The organism is Larsenimonas suaedae (assembly GCF_023712105.1).
GTDB classification, from domain to species: Bacteria; Pseudomonadota; Gammaproteobacteria; order Pseudomonadales; family Halomonadaceae; genus Larsenimonas; species Larsenimonas suaedae.
Genome location: NZ_JAMLJI010000001.1, coordinates 829417 through 848717, shown reverse-complemented (window position 1 = coordinate 848717; position 19301 = coordinate 829417). Strand labels below are relative to the sequence as shown.

General features: G+C 58.7%; 12 protein-coding genes. 8 read left to right on the top strand and 4 right to left on the bottom strand.

Annotated features, from left to right (window positions below; genetic code table 11):
* Nucleotides 1-108 precede the first annotated feature (108 nt).
* From NAT49_RS04060 to sucD, 5 genes are all read left to right on the top strand, one after another.
* Nucleotides 109-2946, top strand: coding sequence for a 2-oxoglutarate dehydrogenase E1 component (locus NAT49_RS04060; RefSeq protein WP_251590604.1), 2838 nt, complete (start codon nt 109-111; stop codon nt 2944-2946).
* A gap of 43 nt (nt 2947-2989) precedes the next feature.
* Nucleotides 2990-4594 carry a 2-oxoglutarate dehydrogenase complex dihydrolipoyllysine-residue succinyltransferase gene (gene odhB / locus NAT49_RS04055; protein WP_251590602.1) on the top strand — a complete coding sequence of 535 codons (1605 nt, stop codon included), beginning with the start codon at nt 2990-2992 and terminating at the stop codon, nt 4592-4594.
* A 68-nt stretch (nt 4595-4662) separates the two neighbouring features.
* Nucleotides 4663-6102, top strand: coding sequence for a dihydrolipoyl dehydrogenase (gene lpdA, locus NAT49_RS04050; RefSeq protein ID WP_251590600.1), 1440 nt, complete (start codon nt 4663-4665; stop codon nt 6100-6102).
* 116 nt (nt 6103-6218) lie between these two features.
* Entirely contained in the window at nt 6219-7385 is a 1167-nt protein-coding gene (sucC, locus tag NAT49_RS04045; protein ID WP_251590598.1) for an ADP-forming succinate--CoA ligase subunit beta, read from the top strand.
* Nucleotides 7385-8257 (top strand): succinate--CoA ligase subunit alpha, encoded by an 873-nt coding sequence (sucD, locus tag NAT49_RS04040; RefSeq protein WP_251590595.1) that lies wholly within the window; start codon nt 7385-7387, stop codon nt 8255-8257. The genes sucC and sucD overlap by 1 nt, the downstream gene beginning before the upstream one ends.
* A 55-nt stretch (nt 8258-8312) precedes the next feature.
* Here the strand turns inward: sucD and NAT49_RS04035 are convergent, their stop codons facing one another.
* Nucleotides 8313-8678, bottom strand: coding sequence for a nucleoside-diphosphate sugar epimerase/dehydratase (locus tag NAT49_RS04035; RefSeq protein WP_251590594.1), 366 nt, complete (start codon nt 8676-8678; stop codon nt 8313-8315).
* A gap of 87 nt (nt 8679-8765) precedes the next feature.
* Here NAT49_RS04035 and NAT49_RS04030 point away from each other — a divergent pair, with 87 nt between their 5' ends.
* On the top strand, nt 8766-10148 hold the full coding sequence (locus NAT49_RS04030) for a hypothetical protein (RefSeq protein WP_251590592.1): 1383 nt from the start codon (nt 8766-8768) through the stop codon (nt 10146-10148).
* Nucleotides 10149-10191: 43 nt separating this feature from the next.
* Here NAT49_RS04030 and NAT49_RS04025 read toward each other — a convergent pair whose 3' ends face one another.
* Together NAT49_RS04025 and acnB are read right to left on the bottom strand one after the other, a co-directional pair.
* Nucleotides 10192-10800, bottom strand: coding sequence for an outer membrane beta-barrel protein (locus NAT49_RS04025; RefSeq protein ID WP_251590584.1), 609 nt, complete (start codon nt 10798-10800; stop codon nt 10192-10194).
* Between the two features lie 211 nt (nt 10801-11011).
* The gene (gene acnB, locus NAT49_RS04020) at nt 11012-13615 is read right to left on the bottom strand and encodes a bifunctional aconitate hydratase 2/2-methylisocitrate dehydratase (RefSeq protein WP_251590582.1); all 2604 of its coding nucleotides are present in this window, start codon (nt 13613-13615) and stop codon (nt 11012-11014) included.
* 284 nt (nt 13616-13899) lie between these two features.
* On the opposite strand from acnB, the gene NAT49_RS04015 reads away from it, so the two are divergent.
* Both NAT49_RS04015 and NAT49_RS04010 read left to right on the top strand, forming a co-directional pair.
* Entirely contained in the window at nt 13900-14517 is a 618-nt protein-coding gene (locus NAT49_RS04015) for a MiaE family protein (RefSeq protein ID WP_251590575.1), read from the top strand.
* A gap of 35 nt (nt 14518-14552) precedes the next feature.
* Nucleotides 14553-18446, top strand: a complete 3894-nt coding sequence (locus tag NAT49_RS04010; protein WP_251590573.1) for an ATP-binding protein — start codon at nt 14553-14555, stop codon at nt 18444-18446.
* Nucleotides 18447-18493: 47 nt separating this feature from the next.
* Here the strand turns inward: NAT49_RS04010 and NAT49_RS04005 are convergent, their stop codons facing one another.
* The gene (locus NAT49_RS04005) at nt 18494-19240 is read right to left on the bottom strand and encodes a UDP-2,3-diacylglucosamine diphosphatase (RefSeq protein WP_251590571.1); all 747 of its coding nucleotides are present in this window, start codon (nt 19238-19240) and stop codon (nt 18494-18496) included.
* Between the last annotated feature and the right edge of the window lie 61 nt (nt 19241-19301).

Sequence of the window (19301 nt, the reverse complement as noted above, 5' to 3'; positions counted from 1 at the left end):
AGAGTAACGCGGCCTTAAGCGCCGTATTCAGTAACCGAACGCCGACGCCAACGCGGTCTGGCCGTGCCAGGCGCCGACACCACCCCAAAAGCGTAGGGTGATCAAAAGATGCAAGAAGGTATCATGGAGTTAATGCGACGAACTTCGCACATGAGCGGAGGCAACGTCCATTACGTTGAAGATCTGTACGAGCAATACCTCAGTGAACCGACCGCGGTACCCGATGAATGGCGGCAATATTTCGATCAGCTTCCGAAATACGAAGGCGGGCCGAACCACGACACGCCTTTGTCGCCGATTCGCGATGAATTCTATAACATCGCCAAGCAGCAGCGTCGCTCGGTAGCCGTCAGTGGCGGTAATGAAGGCGGTGAAAGCAAGAAGCAGGTTCGCGTCCTTCAGTTGATCAATGCCTTTCGTTTCAGGGGGCATCAACAGGCCAATATTGACCCGCTCGGCCTGCGATCCAATCAGCGTGTACCCGACCTTGACCTGTCCTTCCATCAGTTGGCTCAGGAAGACATGGACACCGAGTTCCAAACCGGCTCCTTCTTTTTGGGTAAGGACACCGCGCCGCTCAAGGAAATTGTCGACGCACTCGAAAAGACGTACTGCCGTTCAATCGGCTGCGAGTTCATGCACATCGTTGATACCGAAGAAAAGCGCTGGCTTCAGCAGCGGTTTGAATCGGTGCGCTCGAAGCCCGATTACAGCGCAGACGCGCGCAAGCACATTCTCGAGCGTCTGAGTGCGGCTGAAGGGCTCGAAAATTATCTTGCAAGCAAGTACCCGGGCACCAAGCGCTTCGGTCTCGAGGGTGGGGAATCCTTCATTCCGCTGGTGGATGAGATGATCCAGCGTGCCGGCAGTTACGGCACCAAGGAAGTCGTTATCGGTATGGCGCACCGCGGTCGCCTCAACCTGCTGGTCAATATACTGGGCAAGAGTCCCTCCGAGCTGATCGATGAATTCGACGGCAAGAAGATGCTTGAGCAGGGCTCCGGTGACGTTAAATACCACCAGGGTTTCAGCTCCAACGTCATGACGACCGGGGGCGAGGTGCATCTGGCACTGGCGTTCAACCCCTCGCACCTTGAAATCGTATCGCCGGTGGTCGAAGGCTCTGTTCGTGCCCGCCAGGATCGACGCAAGGATTTCGACGGCGATCAGGTGCTTCCGCTGGTCGTGCACGGCGATGCGGCGTTCGCGGGCCAGGGCGTTGTCATGGAAACCTTCCAGATGTCCCAGACCCGTGGCTACAAGACGGGTGGCACGGTTCACCTCATCATCAACAACCAGGTCGGTTTTACCACCTCACGCCCTGATGATGCGCGCTCGACCGAGTACTGCACCGACATTGCCAAGATGGTTCAGGCGCCGATCTTTCATGTGAATGGCGATGATCCTGAAGCGGTGATCCATGCCACTCAGGTCGCGATCGATTACCGTCAGCAGTTCAAGAAGGACGTGGTCATTGATCTGGTCTGCTACCGCCGGCGCGGCCACAACGAGGCCGATGAGCCCTCGGCCACGCAGCCGCAGATGTATCACAAGATCAAGTCGCACAAGACCAGCCGCGCAATCTACGCAGACCTTCTTGTGAAGGATGGCGTGATCGGCGAATCCGACCCCAAAGCGATTTCCGACAACTACCGTGACCTGCTCGATCAGGGCAATCACGTCGCCAACGCCCTGGTCAAGAAGCCCAATACGGAGCTGTTCGTCGACTGGACGCCTTATCTTGGCCACAAGTGGACCGGCTTCGCGGATACGACCTTCCCGATGAAACGGCTTCAGGAACTTGCCACCAAGATGTGCGAGGCGCCGGACGATTATGAAGTGCAGCGACAAGTGGCCAAGGTCTATGAAGACCGCAAGAAGATGGCGGCCGGTTCGCTTGCCGCGAACTGGGGCTTTGCAGAAACCCTTGCCTACGCGACGCTAATCGACGAAGGCTACGATATCCGTCTGACAGGTCAGGATTCCGGCCGAGGTACGTTCTCGCACCGTCACGCCGTGATTCACAACCAGAAGAACAACGACACGTGGACGCCGCTTCAGCACATCAAGGACGGCCAGCCCATGTTCACGGTGCGCGACTCCTTCCTGTCCGAGGAAGCGGTGCTTGCGTTCGAATACGGCTATTCCACCACCACTCCGAACGCGTTGGTTATCTGGGAAGCCCAGTTTGGCGATTTCGCTAATGGCGCTCAGGTCGTGATCGATCAGTTCATTTCCTCGGGTGAGACCAAGTGGGCACGCCTGTGCGGTCTGACGCTTTTGCTGCCGCATGGCTATGAAGGTCAGGGCCCAGAGCACTCCTCGGCGCGTCTGGAGCGTTTCCTGCAGCTGTGCGCCGAGCACAACATGCAGGTGTGCATGCCCACCACGCCCGCGCAGATCTTCCATCTGCTGCGTCGGCAAACGGTGCGTCGTATCCGTAAACCGCTGATCATCATGTCGCCGAAGAGCCTTTTGCGTCACAAGGATGCAACGTCCTCGCTTGAAGAGTTGGCCGAGGGTACGTTTCAGATGATCGTCCCGGACCAGGCCAAGCTCGAGGCTGACGCCGTCAAGCGCGTTGTAATCTGCTCGGGCAAGGTCTACTACGACCTGGCGAACTATCGCAGCGAGCATGAGCGTGAGGATACGGCTATCCTGCGGGTGGAACAGCTCTACCCGTTCCCGGAGAAGTCGCTGCAAAAGCAGCTTGAGCAGTATCCGAATCTGGAAAAAGTCGTGTGGTGTCAAGAAGAGCCGCAAAATCAGGGCGCCTGGTATCAAAGCCAGCACCACATGCGCAAGGCGGCCGATGCGGTAAGTGCAGGGCTTGGACGCGATTTGTCGTTTGCCGGGCGTGCAGCGTCAGCGGCACCTGCAGCAGGATATATGGCCGTGCACGTCGATCAGCAGCGTAGGCTGGTCGATGATGCCTTTAATCAATAAAGGCCGAGTCGGGTCTAGAGAGAAGATGAACTAAGGAATCCCAATGGCAACCGATATTAAAGCGCCAAGTTTTCCGGAATCCGTCGCCGAGGGCACTGTTGCCACTTGGCACAAGAAACCGGGCGATTCGGTATCGCGTGATGAACTGATCGTTGAAATCGAAACCGACAAGGTTGTTCTTGAAGTCGTGGCGCCTGAAGACGGCACGATCAAGGAAATTCTGATCGACGAAGGCGAGACGTGTGAATCCGAGCAGGTGCTCGGTCAACTTGGTGAGCCCAATGCCGACGGCGGCGACGCTTCATCCAGCGACGCCTCCGACGATGAAAGTGCCTCCGATGACAGCGCGTCTGATGCCGAAGACAGCGACAAGCAAGAAAAGGCGCAAAAAGCCTCGACAGGCGGCGGCAAGTCCCACGACGTGAAAGCGCCGGCGTTCCCTGAATCCGTTCAGGAAGGCACGATCGGTACCTGGCACAAGAAACCGGGCGACGCCGTCAAACGCGATGAGCTGATTGTCGACATCGAAACCGACAAGGTTGTTCTCGAAGTTGTTGCGCCCGCAGATGGCAGCTTGAAAGAGCTGAAGGCCGAAGAGGGTGACACGGTCGAATCCGAGCAGGTGCTTGCCACCTTTGTTGAAGGCGGCGCGGACGGCAGCGGTTCCGACTCTGAAGAAGGCTCTGACAGCAAGGGCGCCGACGACAAGGGCGATCAGGACGAGCAGGTCGGTGACAAGATTCTCGCACCTTCAGCGCGCAAGCTTGCCGCTGAAAACGACCTGGACGTGTCTAAAATCGAAGGCACCGGCAAGGGCGGGCGTGTTCTGAAGGAAGACGTTCAGCGCGCCATCAAGGAAGGCAGCGCGAAAAAATCGGCGTCTTCTGACAAGACGCCGGCCAAGAAAGACGCACCGTCTGCACCTCAGGTCGATGTCCCGGAAGGGGATCGTCCGGAGAAGCGCGTGCCGATGAGCCGTCTGCGTCAGACCATCGCCAAGCGACTGGTTCAGGCCCAGCAAACCGCGGCGATGCTTACGACCTACAACGAAGTCGATATGACGGAAGTCATGAACCTTCGGTCGCAGTACAAGGACGTCTTCCAGAAGACGCACGACGTCAAACTCGGCTTCATGGGCTTTTTCGTCAAGGCCGCGACCGAGGCACTCAAGCGCTTCCCGGACGTTAACGCCTCCATTGACGGCACCGACATCGTCTATCACGGCTACCAGGACATCGGTGTTGCCGTATCGACGCCGCGCGGTCTGGTCGTGCCGGTCCTGCGTGATACCGACAGCATGAAACTTGCCGACGTCGAGAAGAACATCGGCGATTTCGGTAAGCGTGGACGCGAAGGCAAGCTCGGCATTGAAGACATGCAGGGTGGTACGTTTACCATCACCAACGGCGGTATCTTTGGCTCGTTGATGTCGACGCCGATTCTCAATCCGCCGCAGACCGCCATCATGGGTATGCACAAGATTCAAGAGCGTCCCATGGCCGTTAACGGCAAGGTCGAGATCCGCCCCATGATGTATCTGGCACTTTCCTACGATCACCGCATGATCGATGGCAAGGACGCCGTACAATTCTTGGTGGCGATCAAGGAGCTGCTGGAAGATCCGGCGCGCTTCCTACTGGATGTGTAAGCTGAACTGGTTTCGGGCGACAGGGTCGCCCGAAACCGCTTTTGTACTGGAATCAACGGGAAGAACTCATGGCCGATAAATTTGACGTAATCGTGATTGGTGCAGGTCCCGGCGGCTACGTCGCGGCAATTCACGCCGCGCAGCTGGGTCTCAAAACAGCATGCGTCGAGAAGTGGGTCAACAAGGAAGGCAAGACCGTTCATGGCGGCACCTGCCTGAATGTCGGCTGCATTCCGTCCAAGGCATTGCTTGAAACATCACACAAGTATGTCGAGGCGAAGGAAGAGTACGATGAGCTCGGCATCGAAGTGAGCGATGTCCAGGTCGACGTCAAGAAGATGATGGCGCGTAAGGAAAAGACGGTTCAGAACCTGACCGGCGGCATCAGCTCACTGTTCAAGGCCAATGGCGTGACTGCGCTTGAAGGGACCGGCAAACTGCTCGACGGCAAGAAAGTCGAAGTGACCGGCAACGATGGCGAGGCCAAGACCTATGAGGCGGACAACGTTATCATCGCCTCCGGCTCGATTCCGGTCGATATTCCGCCGGCCCCCATCGATCATAAGCTGATCGTGGATTCTGCCGGTGCCCTCGAGTTTCAGGAGGCGCCGAAACGTCTTGGTGTCATCGGGGCAGGCGTGATCGGGCTTGAGCTCGGCAGTGTCTGGAACCGCCTTGGCAGCGAGGTTACGGTACTTGAGGCCATGAATGATTTCCTGCCGTCGGTCGACAAGACGCTGGCCAAGGAAACCCAGAAAATCCTCGGTAAACAAGGTCTTGATATCAAGCTGGGCGCGAAAGTGACCGGCAGTGACGTCAAGGACGACGAAGTCGTTGTGACCTACACCGATTCAGAAGGTGAGAAGACCCAGACGTTCGATAAGTTGATCGTCTGCGTTGGCCGCAAGCCCTATACCGAGAGCCTTCTTGATGAAGCCGCCGGCATCGAGCTTGACGACCGCGGGTTCATCAAGGTCGATGGTACCTGCAAGACCAACGTGGATGGTGTCTACGCCATCGGCGACGTGGTTCGTGGTCCGATGCTTGCCCACAAGGCGTCCGAGGAAGGCATCATGGCGGCTGACATCATCGCAGGCCACAAGGCCGAGATGAACTATGACGCCATTCCAAGCGTTATCTATACCTTCCCCGAAGTGGCTTGGGTCGGCATGAACGAGCAGGAAGCCAAGGAGCAGGGTATCGAGGTCAAGATCGGTACATTCCCGTTCTCGGCAAGCGGTCGCGCCATGGCCAACAATGCAACACAGGGTATGGCCAAGGTGATTGCCGATGCGGAAACCGATCGTGTTCTGGGCGTTCATATCCTTGGGCAGCATGCGGGTGAGTTGATCGCACAGGGCGTTATCGCGATGGAGTTCGGCTCAAGCGCCGAGGACCTGGCAATGACGTGCTTCGCGCACCCGACACTTTCCGAAACGGTTCACGAGGCAGCGCTTGCCGTCGATGGTCATGCAATTCATATGGCGAATCGTAAAAAGCGTAAATAAGCGCCTTATCCGGCGTATGGCCGGTGACCGAGGTCACCGGTTTTTCGTGGTCGGCCCGATGGCAAGAACGATCCTGGCCGGCCGTGGGAGTCCAATGCAACCAATGGCATGAGACGATGAATCTTCACGAGTATCAGTCAAAACAACTGTTTGCCGATTACGGTTTGCCGGTGTCCAAGGGCTTTGCCGTTGACACACCCGAAGAAGCCGCAGAGGCATGCAAGAAAATCGGTGGTGACAAATGGGTCGTCAAGGCTCAGGTCCACGCAGGCGGCCGCGGCAAGGCCGGCGGCGTCAAGCTGGTCGAGTCCCCGGACGCTGCCAAGGAATTCGCGGAGCAGTGGCTTGGCAAGAACCTGGTCACCTTTCAGACTGATGAAAAAGGTCAGCCGGTTGCCAAGATTCTGGTAGAAAACTGCACCGACATCGCCAACGAGCTGTATCTTGGCGCTGTTGTCGACCGTGGCACACGTCGTATCGTGTTCATGGCGTCAACCGAAGGTGGCGTTGAAATCGAGAAGGTGGCCGAGGAAACGCCCGAGAAAATTCTCAAGGCCGAAGTCGATCCGCTCACCGGTGCTCAGCCGTATCAGGCCCGTGATCTCGCGTTCAAGCTCGGTTTGAACAAGGATCAGGTCAAGCAGTTCACCAAGATCTTCCTGGGGCTTGCCAAGCTGTTCCAGGACAAGGATCTGGCACTTCTTGAGATCAACCCGCTGGTTATTACCGATGAAGGTAACCTGCACTGTCTGGACGCCAAGATCGGTCTGGACAGCAATGCGCTCTACCGTCATCCGGATCTGCAGGAAATGCGTGATCCGTCGCAGGAAGACGAGCGCGAAGCGCATGCCCAGCAGTGGGAACTCAACTATGTGGCACTCGATGGCAACATCGGCTGCATGGTCAATGGCGCCGGTCTTGCCATGGGTACCATGGACATCATCAAGCTCAACGGCGGCCAGCCGGCGAACTTCCTCGATGTCGGCGGTGGCGCGACCAAAGAGCGCGTTGGCGAAGCCTTCAAGATTATCCTGTCCGATGACTCCGTCAAAGCGGTTCTGGTCAACATCTTCGGTGGTATCGTGCGCTGCGACATGATCGCTGAAGGCATCATCGGTGCCGTCGAGCAGGTTGGTGTCAATGTGCCGGTCGTGGTTCGCCTGGAAGGCAACAACGCCGAATTGGGTGCACAGAAACTGGCCGATAGCGGATTGAACATCATCGCGGCCACGAGCCTGACTGATGCTGCGCAGCAGGTCGTGAAAGCAGCGGAGGGCAAGTAATGAGTATTTTGATCGACAAGAACACCAAGGTCATCTGCCAGGGGTTCACTGGTGGCCAGGGTACGTTCCATTCCGAGCAGGCGCTCGAGTACGGCACCAACATGGTTGGTGGTGTGACGCCCGGTAAGGGCGGACAGACCCACCTCGGTCTGCCGGTATTCAATACCGTCGCCGAAGCCGTCGAGCAGACTGGCGCCGAAGCGACCGTCATCTACGTGCCGGCCGCGTTCTGCAAGGACTCGATCCTTGAAGCAGCCGATGCGGGCATCAAGCTGATCGTCTGCATCACCGAAGGCATCCCGACGCTTGATATGCTTGAGGTCAAGGTTAAGTGCGATCAACTCGGCGTGCGCCTGATCGGCCCGAACTGCCCGGGTGTGATCACGCCGGGGCAAACCAAGATCGGCATCATGCCGGGCCACATCCATAAGCCTGGCAAGGTCGGTATCGTGTCTCGTTCCGGCACGCTGACCTACGAAGCGGTCAAGCAGACCACCGATCATGGCTTCGGTCAGTCGACCTGTGTCGGTATCGGCGGTGACCCGATTCCGGGCTCACACTTCATCGACATCCTCGAGATGTTTGAAAAGGACGAGCAGACCGAAGCGATCGTCATGATCGGTGAGATCGGCGGCACGGCAGAAGAAGATGCAGCAGCCTACATCAAGGAGCACGTCTCCAAGCCGGTCGTTGCCTACATCGCAGGTGTGACTGCGCCTCCCGGCAAGCGCATGGGCCATGCGGGCGCTATCATCGCTGGCGGCAAGGGCACTGCAGATGAAAAGTTTGCAGCGCTTGAAGCAGCGGGCGTCAAGACCGTCCGTTCGCTGGCTGAAATCGGCGATGCCCTGAAGGAAGCGACTGGCTGGTAAGATCAAGGTCAGCTGCTCTCAGAAAACCCTCGGCGCGCAGGCGTCGGGGGTTTTTTTAATGTGATTCAGATGACGCTGTGTCCAACTCACTGCCCCACGCCCATAGAAAGGGCGTCGACCGCGCCGGGGTTGCCTGTTCGATCACGCTTTGATCCCCCTGTGTGCAGATCACCAGCCGGTCGACCTTGAAGCGCTGCCACAACGCGGGTACTTCACTTGGGTAGTGAAGAGGAACACCCTCAAGCGTCGTGCCGCGCTGCCACGGATCGGTCGTGATCAGAGCGACCACGTCGTATCTACCCTTCAAGGCGCTCAGCAGGCTGTAGTGCGCAGCATCGCTTCCGCAGATAATCAGACGCAGACGCGTTGAGTGCGCCGGACGAGGCCCGGTTTTTAAACGATTCAGTAGCCTTTTGATCATGCGCTACGGCCTCCCTGTGCGCTGTTGGGTCAAGTTTAACGGATGGGTATTGGTTACTCTAACCACCTACCCGGAGGACCCCCTGTCATGTCAGATTCCTGTGCCTACAGTGAGCCAGAGCGCGATTCACTCGATGGTAAAACGCTTTTGATGCAGCTTTTACGCGTCAAGGGGGTTGCCACGACCTGGCTCGATGAGTCTCTCGAGCTGACGGGCGTCGGAACCGATATGCCAACCCATCGATTGCCTGCAGTGCTTGCGCTTCAGGCCGCAAGAACCACGCATGCACTCCGGCCTGACGTGCCTGTGGCGCTCATGCTGTCGCCTGCGTCCTTTGAGGCGCTCTTTCCCTCGAATGCGCGCCTGAATAATAGCGGGCAGTTACTCGTCGTTGTCGTGACACCTGAGGAAGGGGGCGCATTAAACGCGACAGCGGGGCAGGTATATCGCCGGATCGAACCAACGCCATATTGGCTGTGTCAGATATCAGATGGGGCGGACTTGGTATTGGCAGGGCAGGGCGCGGGCGTTTTCGATCTTCCAGAAAGTGTGCTTACCACAGAATGGGATCGTGAGCGGCTTCATTTGCCAAGCTTCGAGGCATCCGGCCCAACGCCGTTGGCGCTCGAGATTCGATCGGCTCCTCAGGAATGCAATGTGGCGTTGATCGGTGAGCTTACGCTTTCCGACTATCATCGGGTGGCCGACTGGGCCGAGCGCGAGCGTGTCTTGTGTCTGTCGCTTCCCAATGCGGGGTTGCAACCGGGCGCAGTGTGCTTTCCAGGCATTGACAGCGAGTCTGGTCGTGAGTGGCTTACGTATATGACACAGCTTTGGGTGATCGGGAGCGCCGACTCAGAGCTACCCGAGTTGGCGCGACATTGCGCTCCGATTCATGTCAACGGTACCGACGAGCTGGCAAGTCATTCGCCCCAGGGCGATGAGTCTTTCTATCTTCGAGGATGTGCCCAGCAGGCCGCGTTGTCGGTGCTGACGCGTGAGCAGGAGCGTGCTGCCATCAAGCAATTGACGGCGCTGGATGTGCTAACTGAGCGCAGGGACGTGTTTGTTCTGCCCGTTGACTGGCTTGCGCTGGATGGGGTGGTCGACGAACAGACTGTAACGCGCTGCTTTGGTGCGAATGGGGGTGAGGACGCTGAGCTGCGCGCGCGCGTGCTTGCGCTATCGCGTGACCGCAATGTCAGAGTCTGGGTCGTGTTTCCGGAGGCGACAGCGCTCGACTGGTCTGCATGGCAAGCGTTCTGGAACACTCATGGCCAGGGTCGGGCGCTGACGCTTTTAAAGTGGCAGGCCCCAATGGCTGGAAGCGCTCCGGTTATGGAAGGCGGTGCGGATGAGGCAACGCTTCATGTCGACAGGGCAACACCGGGCGCACTTCAGGCGATCAAGCGTCTGCTTGCGGCTCCCGGCCCATCCCGCCTTGTCTTGAATCATTACCGGCAGGCATAAAAAAACGCCGCGTTAAGCGGCGTTTTTTTATCGGCGGTTGGTCTTAGAACTGAACGCCAACAGAACCCATTGCGGTATCGAGCTTGTAGTTGCTGTCGAGCTGATAGCGCGTGTACTCGGCACGAACGAAGACCGGTACATCAGAGAACTGATACTTGGCGCCCAGGCCGTACATCGGCGCGCCGCCGTATTCGTTGTCGACGCTGTCGCCATTGGCGTAGTTGCCGTCACCGTCGGTCTTGAAATATGCATAGCCGACACGGCCATAACCGCTCAGGCCGCCGTAGATCGGCACTTCACCGATGGCACTCAGGCCATAGGCCTTGGTGCTAAGGGTGGCGTCAGAGCCGTTGCCCTGGGCTTCGATATCACCGAGGTCTGTAAAGGACAGTTCGGTGGAGAAGTACGGGTTGTACTTGTAGCCGACAAACGCATTCTGAGCGGTGTCGTCATCGTCGCTTAAGCTGGCGGTGCCGGCATTGTCGTTAGAGAACGCGTGGAGATTGCCGTCATGGACGCGTGTCTCGCCGACACCGACGCCTGAGTAAATGCCTTCGCTGGTCGCGGTATTCGTGTCTGCTGCCATGGCAGTCGTAGTCACGAACGCGCTGCCGATCAGAAGAGGTGCTGTCATCAATGCAATACGGTTCATCATGTTGCTCCTTGAAATAAAATACAGGGCGTCCTGCGTTGTTGACCTGTCATTGCTTTGTATTGTCATTGTCTCGAGCGCACTCGATAAGACAGGAACATCGAACACTGTTTTATAATGGCACCGCTTACACCGTTTAGCAAGGTCATCATTCGTTTGGACATAAAAAAACCGCCGTTCAACGGCGGTTTTCTTTGGTGTAAGTCAGGGCTCAGGCTTCTTCGGTGACCGGGATCACATTGGAGGCCGCCTTCTGAAACTCTTCGATCTCATGGAAGTTCATGTAGCGATAGATCTCGCCGGCCATGGCGTCGAACTCGCTCATGATTTCCTTGTACTGGGCAACGCTTGGAAGCTCGCCGTAGACCGCCGCCACTGCCGCAAGCTCGGCAGACGCCAGATAGACGTTGGCACCGTCACCCAGGCGGTTCGGGAAGTTTCGAGTCGAGGTCGATACGACCGTCGACTTCGGCGCGACGCGGGCCTGGTTACCCATGCACAGCGAGCAGCCCGGCATTTCCATGCGCGCACCAGCACGGCCATAGATGCTGTAGTAGCCTTCCTCGGTGAGCTGGTGCTGATCCATCTTGGTGGGCGGCGCCAGCCACAGTCGCGTCTTGAGCGACCCGGCCGGTTGCTTCTCGAGCAGCTTGCCGGCAGCTCGGAAGTGGCCGATGTTGGTCATGCATGAGCCGATGAAGACCTCATCGATGTGCTCGCCGGCAACATCAGAGAGAAGGCGAGCGTCATCGGGGTCGTTCGGCGCGCACAGAACCGGCTGATCGACGTCGGCCAGATCGATCTCGATCACGGCGGCGTATTCCGCGTCCTTGTCGGCGCGCATCAGGCTCGGGTTGGCAAGCCACTCTTCCATGCCTTCGATGCGGCGCGCGATGGTGCGGGCATCGCCGTAGCCACTGTCGAGCATCCACTTGAGCAGGGTGATGTTCGATTTCAGGTACTCGCTGACGCTGTCGTCTGAAAGCGTGATCGTGCACCCGGCGGCGCTGCGCTCGGCGGAGGCGTCTGACAGTTCGAACGCCTGTTCGACGGTCAGGTCTTCAAGGCCTTCGATTTCAAGGACGCGCCCGGAGAACACGTTCTGCTTGTTGGACTTCTCGACCGTAAGCAGCCCTTGCTTGATAGCGTAAAGCGGAATGGCGTGCACCAGATCACGCAGGGTGATGCCGGGCTGACGTTCGCCCTTGAAGCGCACCAGTACCGATTCCGGCATGTCCAGCGGCATGACGCCGGTAGCGGCTGCGAAGGCAACCAGGCCTGACCCTGCCGGGAAGGAAATGCCCATCGGGAAGCGTGTGTGAGAGTCCCCGCCGGTGCCGACCGTGTCCGGCAGCAGCATGCGGTTGAGCCAGGAGTGGATGATGCCGTCGCCCGGACGCAGTGAGACACCGCCGCGGTTCATGATGAAGTCAGGCAGGGTGTGCTGCATTTCAACATCAATCGGTTTCGGGTAGGCCGCGGTATGGCAGAAGGACTGCATGACCAGATCGGCCTGGAAGCCAAGGCACGCCAGATCCTTGAGCTCATCACGCGTCATCGGCCCGGTGGTGTCCTGAGATCCGACCGTGGTCATGCGCGGTTCGCAGTACATGCCGGGGCGAACGCCGTCCATGCCGCAGGCCTTGCCGACCATTTTTTGCGCAAGGGTAAAGCCCTTGCCATTGTCGGCAGGCTGTTCCGGAACGCGGAAGTCGTCGGCCGGGCCAAGGCCCAGGTAGTCACGCGCTTTCTGGGTCAGGCCGCGACCGATGATCAGCGGAATACGGCCACCGGCGCGCACCTCATCAAGGAGGACGCGCGTTTTCAGCTCGAACGTCGACAGTACGTCGTCGGTGTCATGACGGCAGACCTTGCCCTCGAACGGATACACGTCAATGACGTCGCCCATGGCCATGTTCGAGACGTCCATTTCGATCGGCAGGGCACCGGCGTCTTCCATGGTGTTGAAGAAAATCGGTGCGATCTTGCCGCCAAAGCAGAAGCCGCCGGCGCGCTTGTTGGGAACGTTTGGAATGTCGTCGCCGAAGAACCAAAGAACCGAGTTGGTGGCAGACTTGCGCGAGGAGCCGGTACCGACGACGTCACCGACGTAGGCCACCGGGAACCCCTTGGCCTTGACGGCGTCGATCTGGGAAAGCGGGCCCTTGTTGCCAGGCTCTTCGGGGTCGATGCCTTCGCGCGGGTTCTTGAGCATCGCGTTCGCGTGCAGCGGTATGTCCGGGCGAGACCAGGCGTCAGGCGCCGGAGACAGGTCGTCGGTATTGGTTTCGCCGGGCACCTTGAAGACCGCAATGCTTACTTTTTCAGGTACCGGCGCCTTGGCCTTGAACCATTCGGCATCGGCCCAGGATTCGATCACGCCCTGAGCGTGGGCGTTGCCCGCCTTGGCTCGGTCGGCAACGTCATGGAACGCATCGAACATCAACAGCGTGTGCTTGAGCTGTTCGGCGGTTTCCGCGGCCAGGGTCTCATCGTCGAGCAGCTCGACCAGTGTTGCGATGTTGTACCCACCCTGCATGGTGCCAAGCAGTTTGACGGCGTGAACCTTGTCGATCAGCGGTGACTGCGTCTCACCCTTGGCAATCGCTGCCAAAAAACCGGCCTTTACATAGGCTGCTTCATCGACCCCCGGGGGGATGCGGTCGGTCAACAACTCAAGTAGAAAGGCTTCTTCGCCGGCCGGCGGATTTTTAAGTAGCTCGACCAGTTCACTGGTCATTTCCGCATTCAGCGGCTTGGGCGGTACGCCGTCGAGCGCGCGTTCCTCGACATGCTGACGATAGGCTTCAAGCACGGTGGTGGTCCTCGTTGGTTATCTGTGTCGAAGGCGCGGCATGGTTTAGGTATCGGGCAAGACACAGTAACCCGCCGCGCTTCGAGGCCCGAGAGTTTACGGCAAAGTGTCGACAATGTTAAGGGAGCGGCTGCGTATCACACGCGGCCATAGGCGATGTTCATCCGGTGCTTTCCGGTGTAAGTGTCGACGTGGCGCGCCGGACTGGCGACAATGGCGCGTTATCACCGTCGTTGTTAGTTCGACCGTTTGTTAATTCTGCCGTTTTGTTAAGGAAAGAAAGGATGGTTTCGGATCAGGTTCCCAAGGTTCTGCTCGACTTCCTGCCCTGTCGTACGCCCGCAGCCTGGATTGAGGCGGCGGCGGCGCACAACGAGATTCTTTTGATCGATCACGCCCAATGCGAAAAGAAGGCGGCGTCAACGGCCATGCACCTTTTGTTTCGCTACGTCGAAAAGCCGGGACTCTTGAGCAAGATGTCTCAGCTTGCCCGCGAGGAATTGCTTCACTTCGAGCAGGTGGTCGGGCTGATGGCCGCACGCGGGATCGACTACAGCCATTTGAGCGCGTCGCGCTACGCAGAGGGGCTTCGCGCGCATGTGCGCAAGAACGAGCCAGGGCGTCTGATCGATATCCTGATCGTGGGGGCCTTTATCGAGGCGCGCTCCTGTGAACGCTTTGCAAGTCTCATCCCGCACCTTGATGACGAACTGGCACGCTATTACCGAACCCTGCTCAAGTCCGAGGCGCGCCATTTCGAGGATTATCTGGGGCTGGCTCGTGATTATGCCGGTTCGGACGATAACGTAGATGAGCGGATTGCCGCGTTTCGAGAACATGAGCGTGAACTGATCGAGTCCACGGATACCCACTTCAGGTTTCACAGCGGTGTATTGACATAGCGTCGATGACCGCCTTTTCACGGCAGGAAGGGACGATGGCAAAGGATGCGCGCGTGGCGCTTCAGGTGTTGGGCGGCTTCAAGCTCGAGACGCCGGAAAAGACGATAACCCAATTCAGCTACGACAAGGTAAAAGCCTTGTTCATGCTTCTTCTCCTGAGCGAAAAAGCCGTATCGCGGTCCTTGATTGCCAGTTGGCTATGGCCGGATACCGAGGCAAGTTCAGCGCGAACGAATCTGCGTCATGCGCTACATAGTCTTCGCCAGGCGCTTGGCAAGGAAGAGACCGTACTCGAAATCAGTCGGCAGAACCTGGCGCTGAATGCGTCGTCTTCGTCCGAGTGGTCGATCGATCTGATGGCGCTGACAGCGTGTCTCGACGGCGAGCCTAATGTCGACAATCTTGAGTGTATTTTGACGTTGTACCGCGGCGAGTTGGCCGAAGGGCTTCAACTGAACAACTGCGGCGAGTTCCAGCGGTGGCTGTTGGAGCGCCGAGAGCAGTGTCGATTGAGTGTGATTCATTACATCGAGCGTGTGTTCAAGGCCACGAGCAATGTCGACGCTCATCTTGTCGATCGCATCGTTCATCTGTTTCCGCGCTATGACGTCTTTCAGCGCCGCGCGATTTCAAATCGGATCGAGCAGGGCGACATCGAGGCGGCTCGTGAGCATTACAACGCCTACCTGGAACAGCTTGCGATTTCGGGGCAGCAACCCTCGCCGGAGCTTTTGAAGCTCGCGCGGGCGTGGTCAAGTGATGACGAGGGCGCCGCTGACCATGCGTTTCGGGCGCCGGCCTCCGTGCCTTCAGATGGGCCGATGGCCACCGGTCTTCAACAGGATGACATCGACTATCGCCAGATCTCGGTGATGGTCATTCGAATCAGCCACGCGGCTCGGGCCGACGCCGAGCGCCAGTGGATGATTCACTGCCTGGACGCTCAGCGACAGCTCATTCGCTGGGTCGAGCAGCAGTGTCGTCATCTGGGCGGGTTCTGGCTTCCCGGGGCCGCGGGTGGTCTGGGCATGGCCTGCTTCGGAACCCATGGGCCGGCGCATCAGCTGGCTGAGCTGGTGGCGCTTTACGAGCATTGCCGTCGCTCGATGGCCGATGTCGTGGCGGCGAGCTGGCAGGGCAGCAGTTCGGAGTTGCCTCAGTTCGATCTGGCCGCCGGCCTTCATAGCGGGCGTGCCATTTTCATTCCCGAGCGGCGCATGATGGACCCGTTCGGCGCCGTGACGCAGCCCGCGCTTGAGCTTGTGAGCACGGCGCGAGGCAGCGAGTTGGTCATTTCGCCGGAGGCAAGCCATCAGATGCCGCCGGCGCTCGATCTTCAGCCGCGTCTTTTCATGCGGCTTTGGGCCGCAAATGGTGAAGTTCGACGCAAGATGCTGGTGCTCAGCAGCGACCACAGTGCCGAGCCATTGCCGCCGCATCTGTTTGGCCGGGAGGTGGCCGAGCGCGAGCTCGAGGATGCATTGTCAAGGGCGATGATCGGTCTGCGTCAGAGCGTGTTGGTGCGTGGGGAAAGCGGGATGGGCAAGAGCGCGCTCATGGTTCATTTCCGCCAGCTCAAGCAAAGCAGCGATATCGATGTGTGCTGGGTGTCCAATACGCGTGTGTCGTATCAGGAGCCCTTCGGTTTATTGCGCACTCTGTTTCGCTGGCGCCTTGGCGGTGCGCTGACCCGTGAAGCGCTCGACCGCATCCGATCAGTACACCCAGAGGCGGCCTCCTGGAGTGAGGAGGGTGTGGGGCTACTGTATCGATTGCTGGGCGTTGATGGATCGCCCGGCATCGAGCCCGACAGCGCGCAGCAGCGCCGGGCGATTGAAATTGCAACGATTGCGCTTCAGTACATGATCGAAAATCGCTGCCAGCATCGGCCGCTTTTGATCATGCTCGACGATCTTCAGTGGATCGATGAGGCCTCGCTCAAGATCCTTGCAAATACCCAGGCGCGTCTTGCCATGCATCATCCTCTGTTGATCGTTGCGAGCCTGCCGATGAATAGCCCCTTGCAGGCTTGCCTGCACTGGGATCGTCAGGTGGTGCTTGGCCGGCTGGACGCCAATAACACGGCGCGTCTTCTTGAGTATCTTGCCAGACGGTATCGACTCAACCTGGGTTCACGGGTTCGTCAACAGTTGCTTGAGCGCTGCGACGGCGTGCCACTGTATCTTCAGGAAATCTGTCGGCGTCTTTATATGGAGCGCCGCGATGGACGTCCCGTGGAAATCGAGCGGCTGCCGTCCGGGCTGGTCGGGCTTCTGTCCAGCCGGATCGATCAGCTCGACGAGTTTCGAAGTGAGGCGCATGTCGCGTCCGTCATTGGTCGTCAGTTCAGCAGTGATCTGTTGCAGAAGTGCCTCGATATCACCGACCGGCGCTTGAAGCAGGCGCTGGAGCGTATGCGGCGAATGGAGATCATCGAGCGCTGCGTCAACAGCAACGAGTTTGATTACCAGTTCTCTCATCAGCTTCTTCATGAAGCGGCCTATAGTGGCTGCCATCCAGACATTCGAAAGCGCAACCACGCCTTTCTGGTCGAGCTGATCGAGCGCGAGCGCCCGCACTGGCTGAGCCGTTATCCGGGCTATTTTGCGCACCATCTGTGTCGCTGCGGCATCTTTGCCCGAGCAGCGCGCTACTTCGAACTCGCCGCTCGGGACGCGGTTCAGGCCGGGGCAAGTCACACAGCACTTGCCATGGCCGATGACGGCCTTGATTGCATTGAGCAGACCGCCGATGTTGTCGATCGCCACATCAGTTTGCTGATTGTGCGCGGCCATGCCGGCTTCGAGCTTGAGGGCAGTATGTCATCGATCGCCGAGCAGAGTTTTTCCAAGGCCCAGGCGCTTCTGGAGGCAAAAGAGACGGTTACGTCCGGGGATGAGGAAGTCGACGATCAGTATTTCACGGTGCTTTGGGGCCAGCTCATTATCATGAATGAGCGTTTGATGCTCGATGAAGCGCAGGCACGGGCCAGGCTGCTGATCGAGTGCGCCAAGGGCATGAGCGACGAGCGCTATACCCGGCTTGCCGAGCTTGGGCGAGGCAGTACGGCCTTTTTCAGGGGGAATATCATCGAGGCGACCCAGGCGTTTGAGGCGATGGGTGAAATGTCGCAGGGGCTTTCGCTTGAATGGGTGCCCTATGCCCTTCATCCGCAGATTCAAAGCGGCGTACTGCTGGCGTGCTGCGCCTCGCTTAGGGCCGATTACGAGCACGCGGAGTTCTGCATGGACGCCTTGATGAGCCGGGCCACCGACTTGAAGCATCCTCCGTCTCAGGTAATGGCGCTGGTGGGCAGTGGCTGTCTGTACCGTCGCCATGGGCATGTACGGCTGGTGGCCGAGCGTGCCGACAAGGCCCTGGCCATCACTTCCACGGCGGATCTGGACCCTTGGCGATGGGCGGCCGAGTGTCTTCGAGGCTGGGTCGATGCCGTGATGGGTAAGCCCGAGGGTGTGATTCGTTTGGAGGAGGCGTTGGAGGCGCTTTCCGAGCGTGCCTTCGGCAACCTTTATTGCATGGCGGTCGTGTGGTACATCGAGGCCTGCCAGGCGCTTGGCTACCTTCAGCGCGCGGTCAAGGTGTTCGAGCGCAATATCGAGTTCTACCGGCGAAGCGATCTTTTGTATCTGCCGGAGCTTTTGATTGTGCATGCCCGGAGTCTTGCAAAGCTTGGCGAGCGTCAGGACGAGGTACGCACATTGTTGACCGAGGCGATTGAACTCGCCCGAGCCAACTGCAACCTTCATTTTGAGCTGGTCGCTCAGGACGCCTGGCTTACGTATGTCAAAAACGACGATGATGAGGTGATCGGCCGGCTCGAGCGAACGCTTCTTACCATTCCGGCAAGTGATGCCCCGTTGATGATGCGCTTCCGGCAGCGGCTTAATCAGTTGAACGGGGAGGGGTGAGGACGTACGAAGAGTAAGGGCACCGAGGCGGTGCCCGCTCGAATGGCTCAGGCGTGGGGGAGGTCGGTCAGCGAAAAGCTGTTCAGTGACAGCGTTTCGCCATCGTGGCGCAGCTCCCAGCCAAGGTTGTCCTTCCAGTCGCCCAAAACGAAGCGCTTTGCGGTGTCATCGCCAAGATCGACATCGTGGATGTCCGGGCGGTGGGTGTGACCGTGGATCAGCGTGCGAACATTGTGTTCGCGAAGAACATCGAGCACCGCGTCAGGTGCGACGTCCATGATGTCATCGGCCTTGCGGGAATTGGCCTCGCCGGACTGCTGGCGAAGCTGCCTGGCAAGCGCCAGACGCTCTTCCAGTGGCTTTGCGAGGATGGCGTTTTGCCAGTTGGGGTCGCGGGCCATCGCTCGAAATTTCATGTATTCCGGATCCTGGGTGCAGAGGCTATCGCCGTGCATCAGGAGTACCGGTGTCTCGCCCAGCGCAATGAGTGAGGGGTCGTCGATCAAGTGGCTGTGACTTTCTTCGGCAAAGGCGTGGCCAAGCAAAAAGTCCCGGTTGCCGTGCATGACGTGGACGCGAGTGCCTTGTTCGCTCAGGGTACGCAGTGCCTCGATGATGCGCGCCTCGAACGGGCCTTGTGCGTCGTCACCGATCCAGCCTTCGAACAGATCACCCAGAATGTAGAGATCGTCGGCGCCGGGTGCCCGAAAGGCGAGATAATCCAGAAACCCTTGAGCCGTTTCGGGTTCCTGTTCGAACAGATGAATGTCGGAAATAAACAGGGTAGTGGTCATGGTGCCTCGAACGCCTGAGTGGGTATGCGATGAGAAAAAGCGGCGCGTGCTCGCGCCGCTG

What these genes read in the sequence shown, in the direction of transcription:
- NAT49_RS04060 (WP_251590604.1), top strand. Translation starts at nt 109, where the DNA reads ATGCAAGAAGGTATCATGGAGTTAATGCGACGAACTTCGCACATGAGC.
- odhB (WP_251590602.1), top strand. Translation starts at nt 2,990, where the DNA reads ATGGCAACCGATATTAAAGCGCCAAGTTTTCCGGAATCCGTCGCCGAG.
- lpdA (WP_251590600.1), top strand. Translation starts at nt 4,663, where the DNA reads ATGGCCGATAAATTTGACGTAATCGTGATTGGTGCAGGTCCCGGCGGC.
- sucC (WP_251590598.1), top strand. Translation starts at nt 6,219, where the DNA reads ATGAATCTTCACGAGTATCAGTCAAAACAACTGTTTGCCGATTACGGT.
- sucD (WP_251590595.1), top strand. Translation starts at nt 7,385, where the DNA reads ATGAGTATTTTGATCGACAAGAACACCAAGGTCATCTGCCAGGGGTTC.
- NAT49_RS04035 (WP_251590594.1), bottom strand. Translation starts at nt 8,678, where the DNA reads ATGATCAAAAGGCTACTGAATCGTTTAAAAACCGGGCCTCGTCCGGCG.
- NAT49_RS04030 (WP_251590592.1), top strand. Translation starts at nt 8,766, where the DNA reads ATGTCAGATTCCTGTGCCTACAGTGAGCCAGAGCGCGATTCACTCGAT.
- NAT49_RS04025 (WP_251590584.1), bottom strand. Translation starts at nt 10,800, where the DNA reads ATGAACCGTATTGCATTGATGACAGCACCTCTTCTGATCGGCAGCGCG.
- NAT49_RS04015 (WP_251590575.1), top strand. Translation starts at nt 13,900, where the DNA reads ATGGTTTCGGATCAGGTTCCCAAGGTTCTGCTCGACTTCCTGCCCTGT.
- NAT49_RS04010 (WP_251590573.1), top strand. Translation starts at nt 14,553, where the DNA reads ATGGCAAAGGATGCGCGCGTGGCGCTTCAGGTGTTGGGCGGCTTCAAG.
- NAT49_RS04005 (WP_251590571.1), bottom strand. Translation starts at nt 19,240, where the DNA reads ATGACCACTACCCTGTTTATTTCCGACATTCATCTGTTCGAACAGGAA.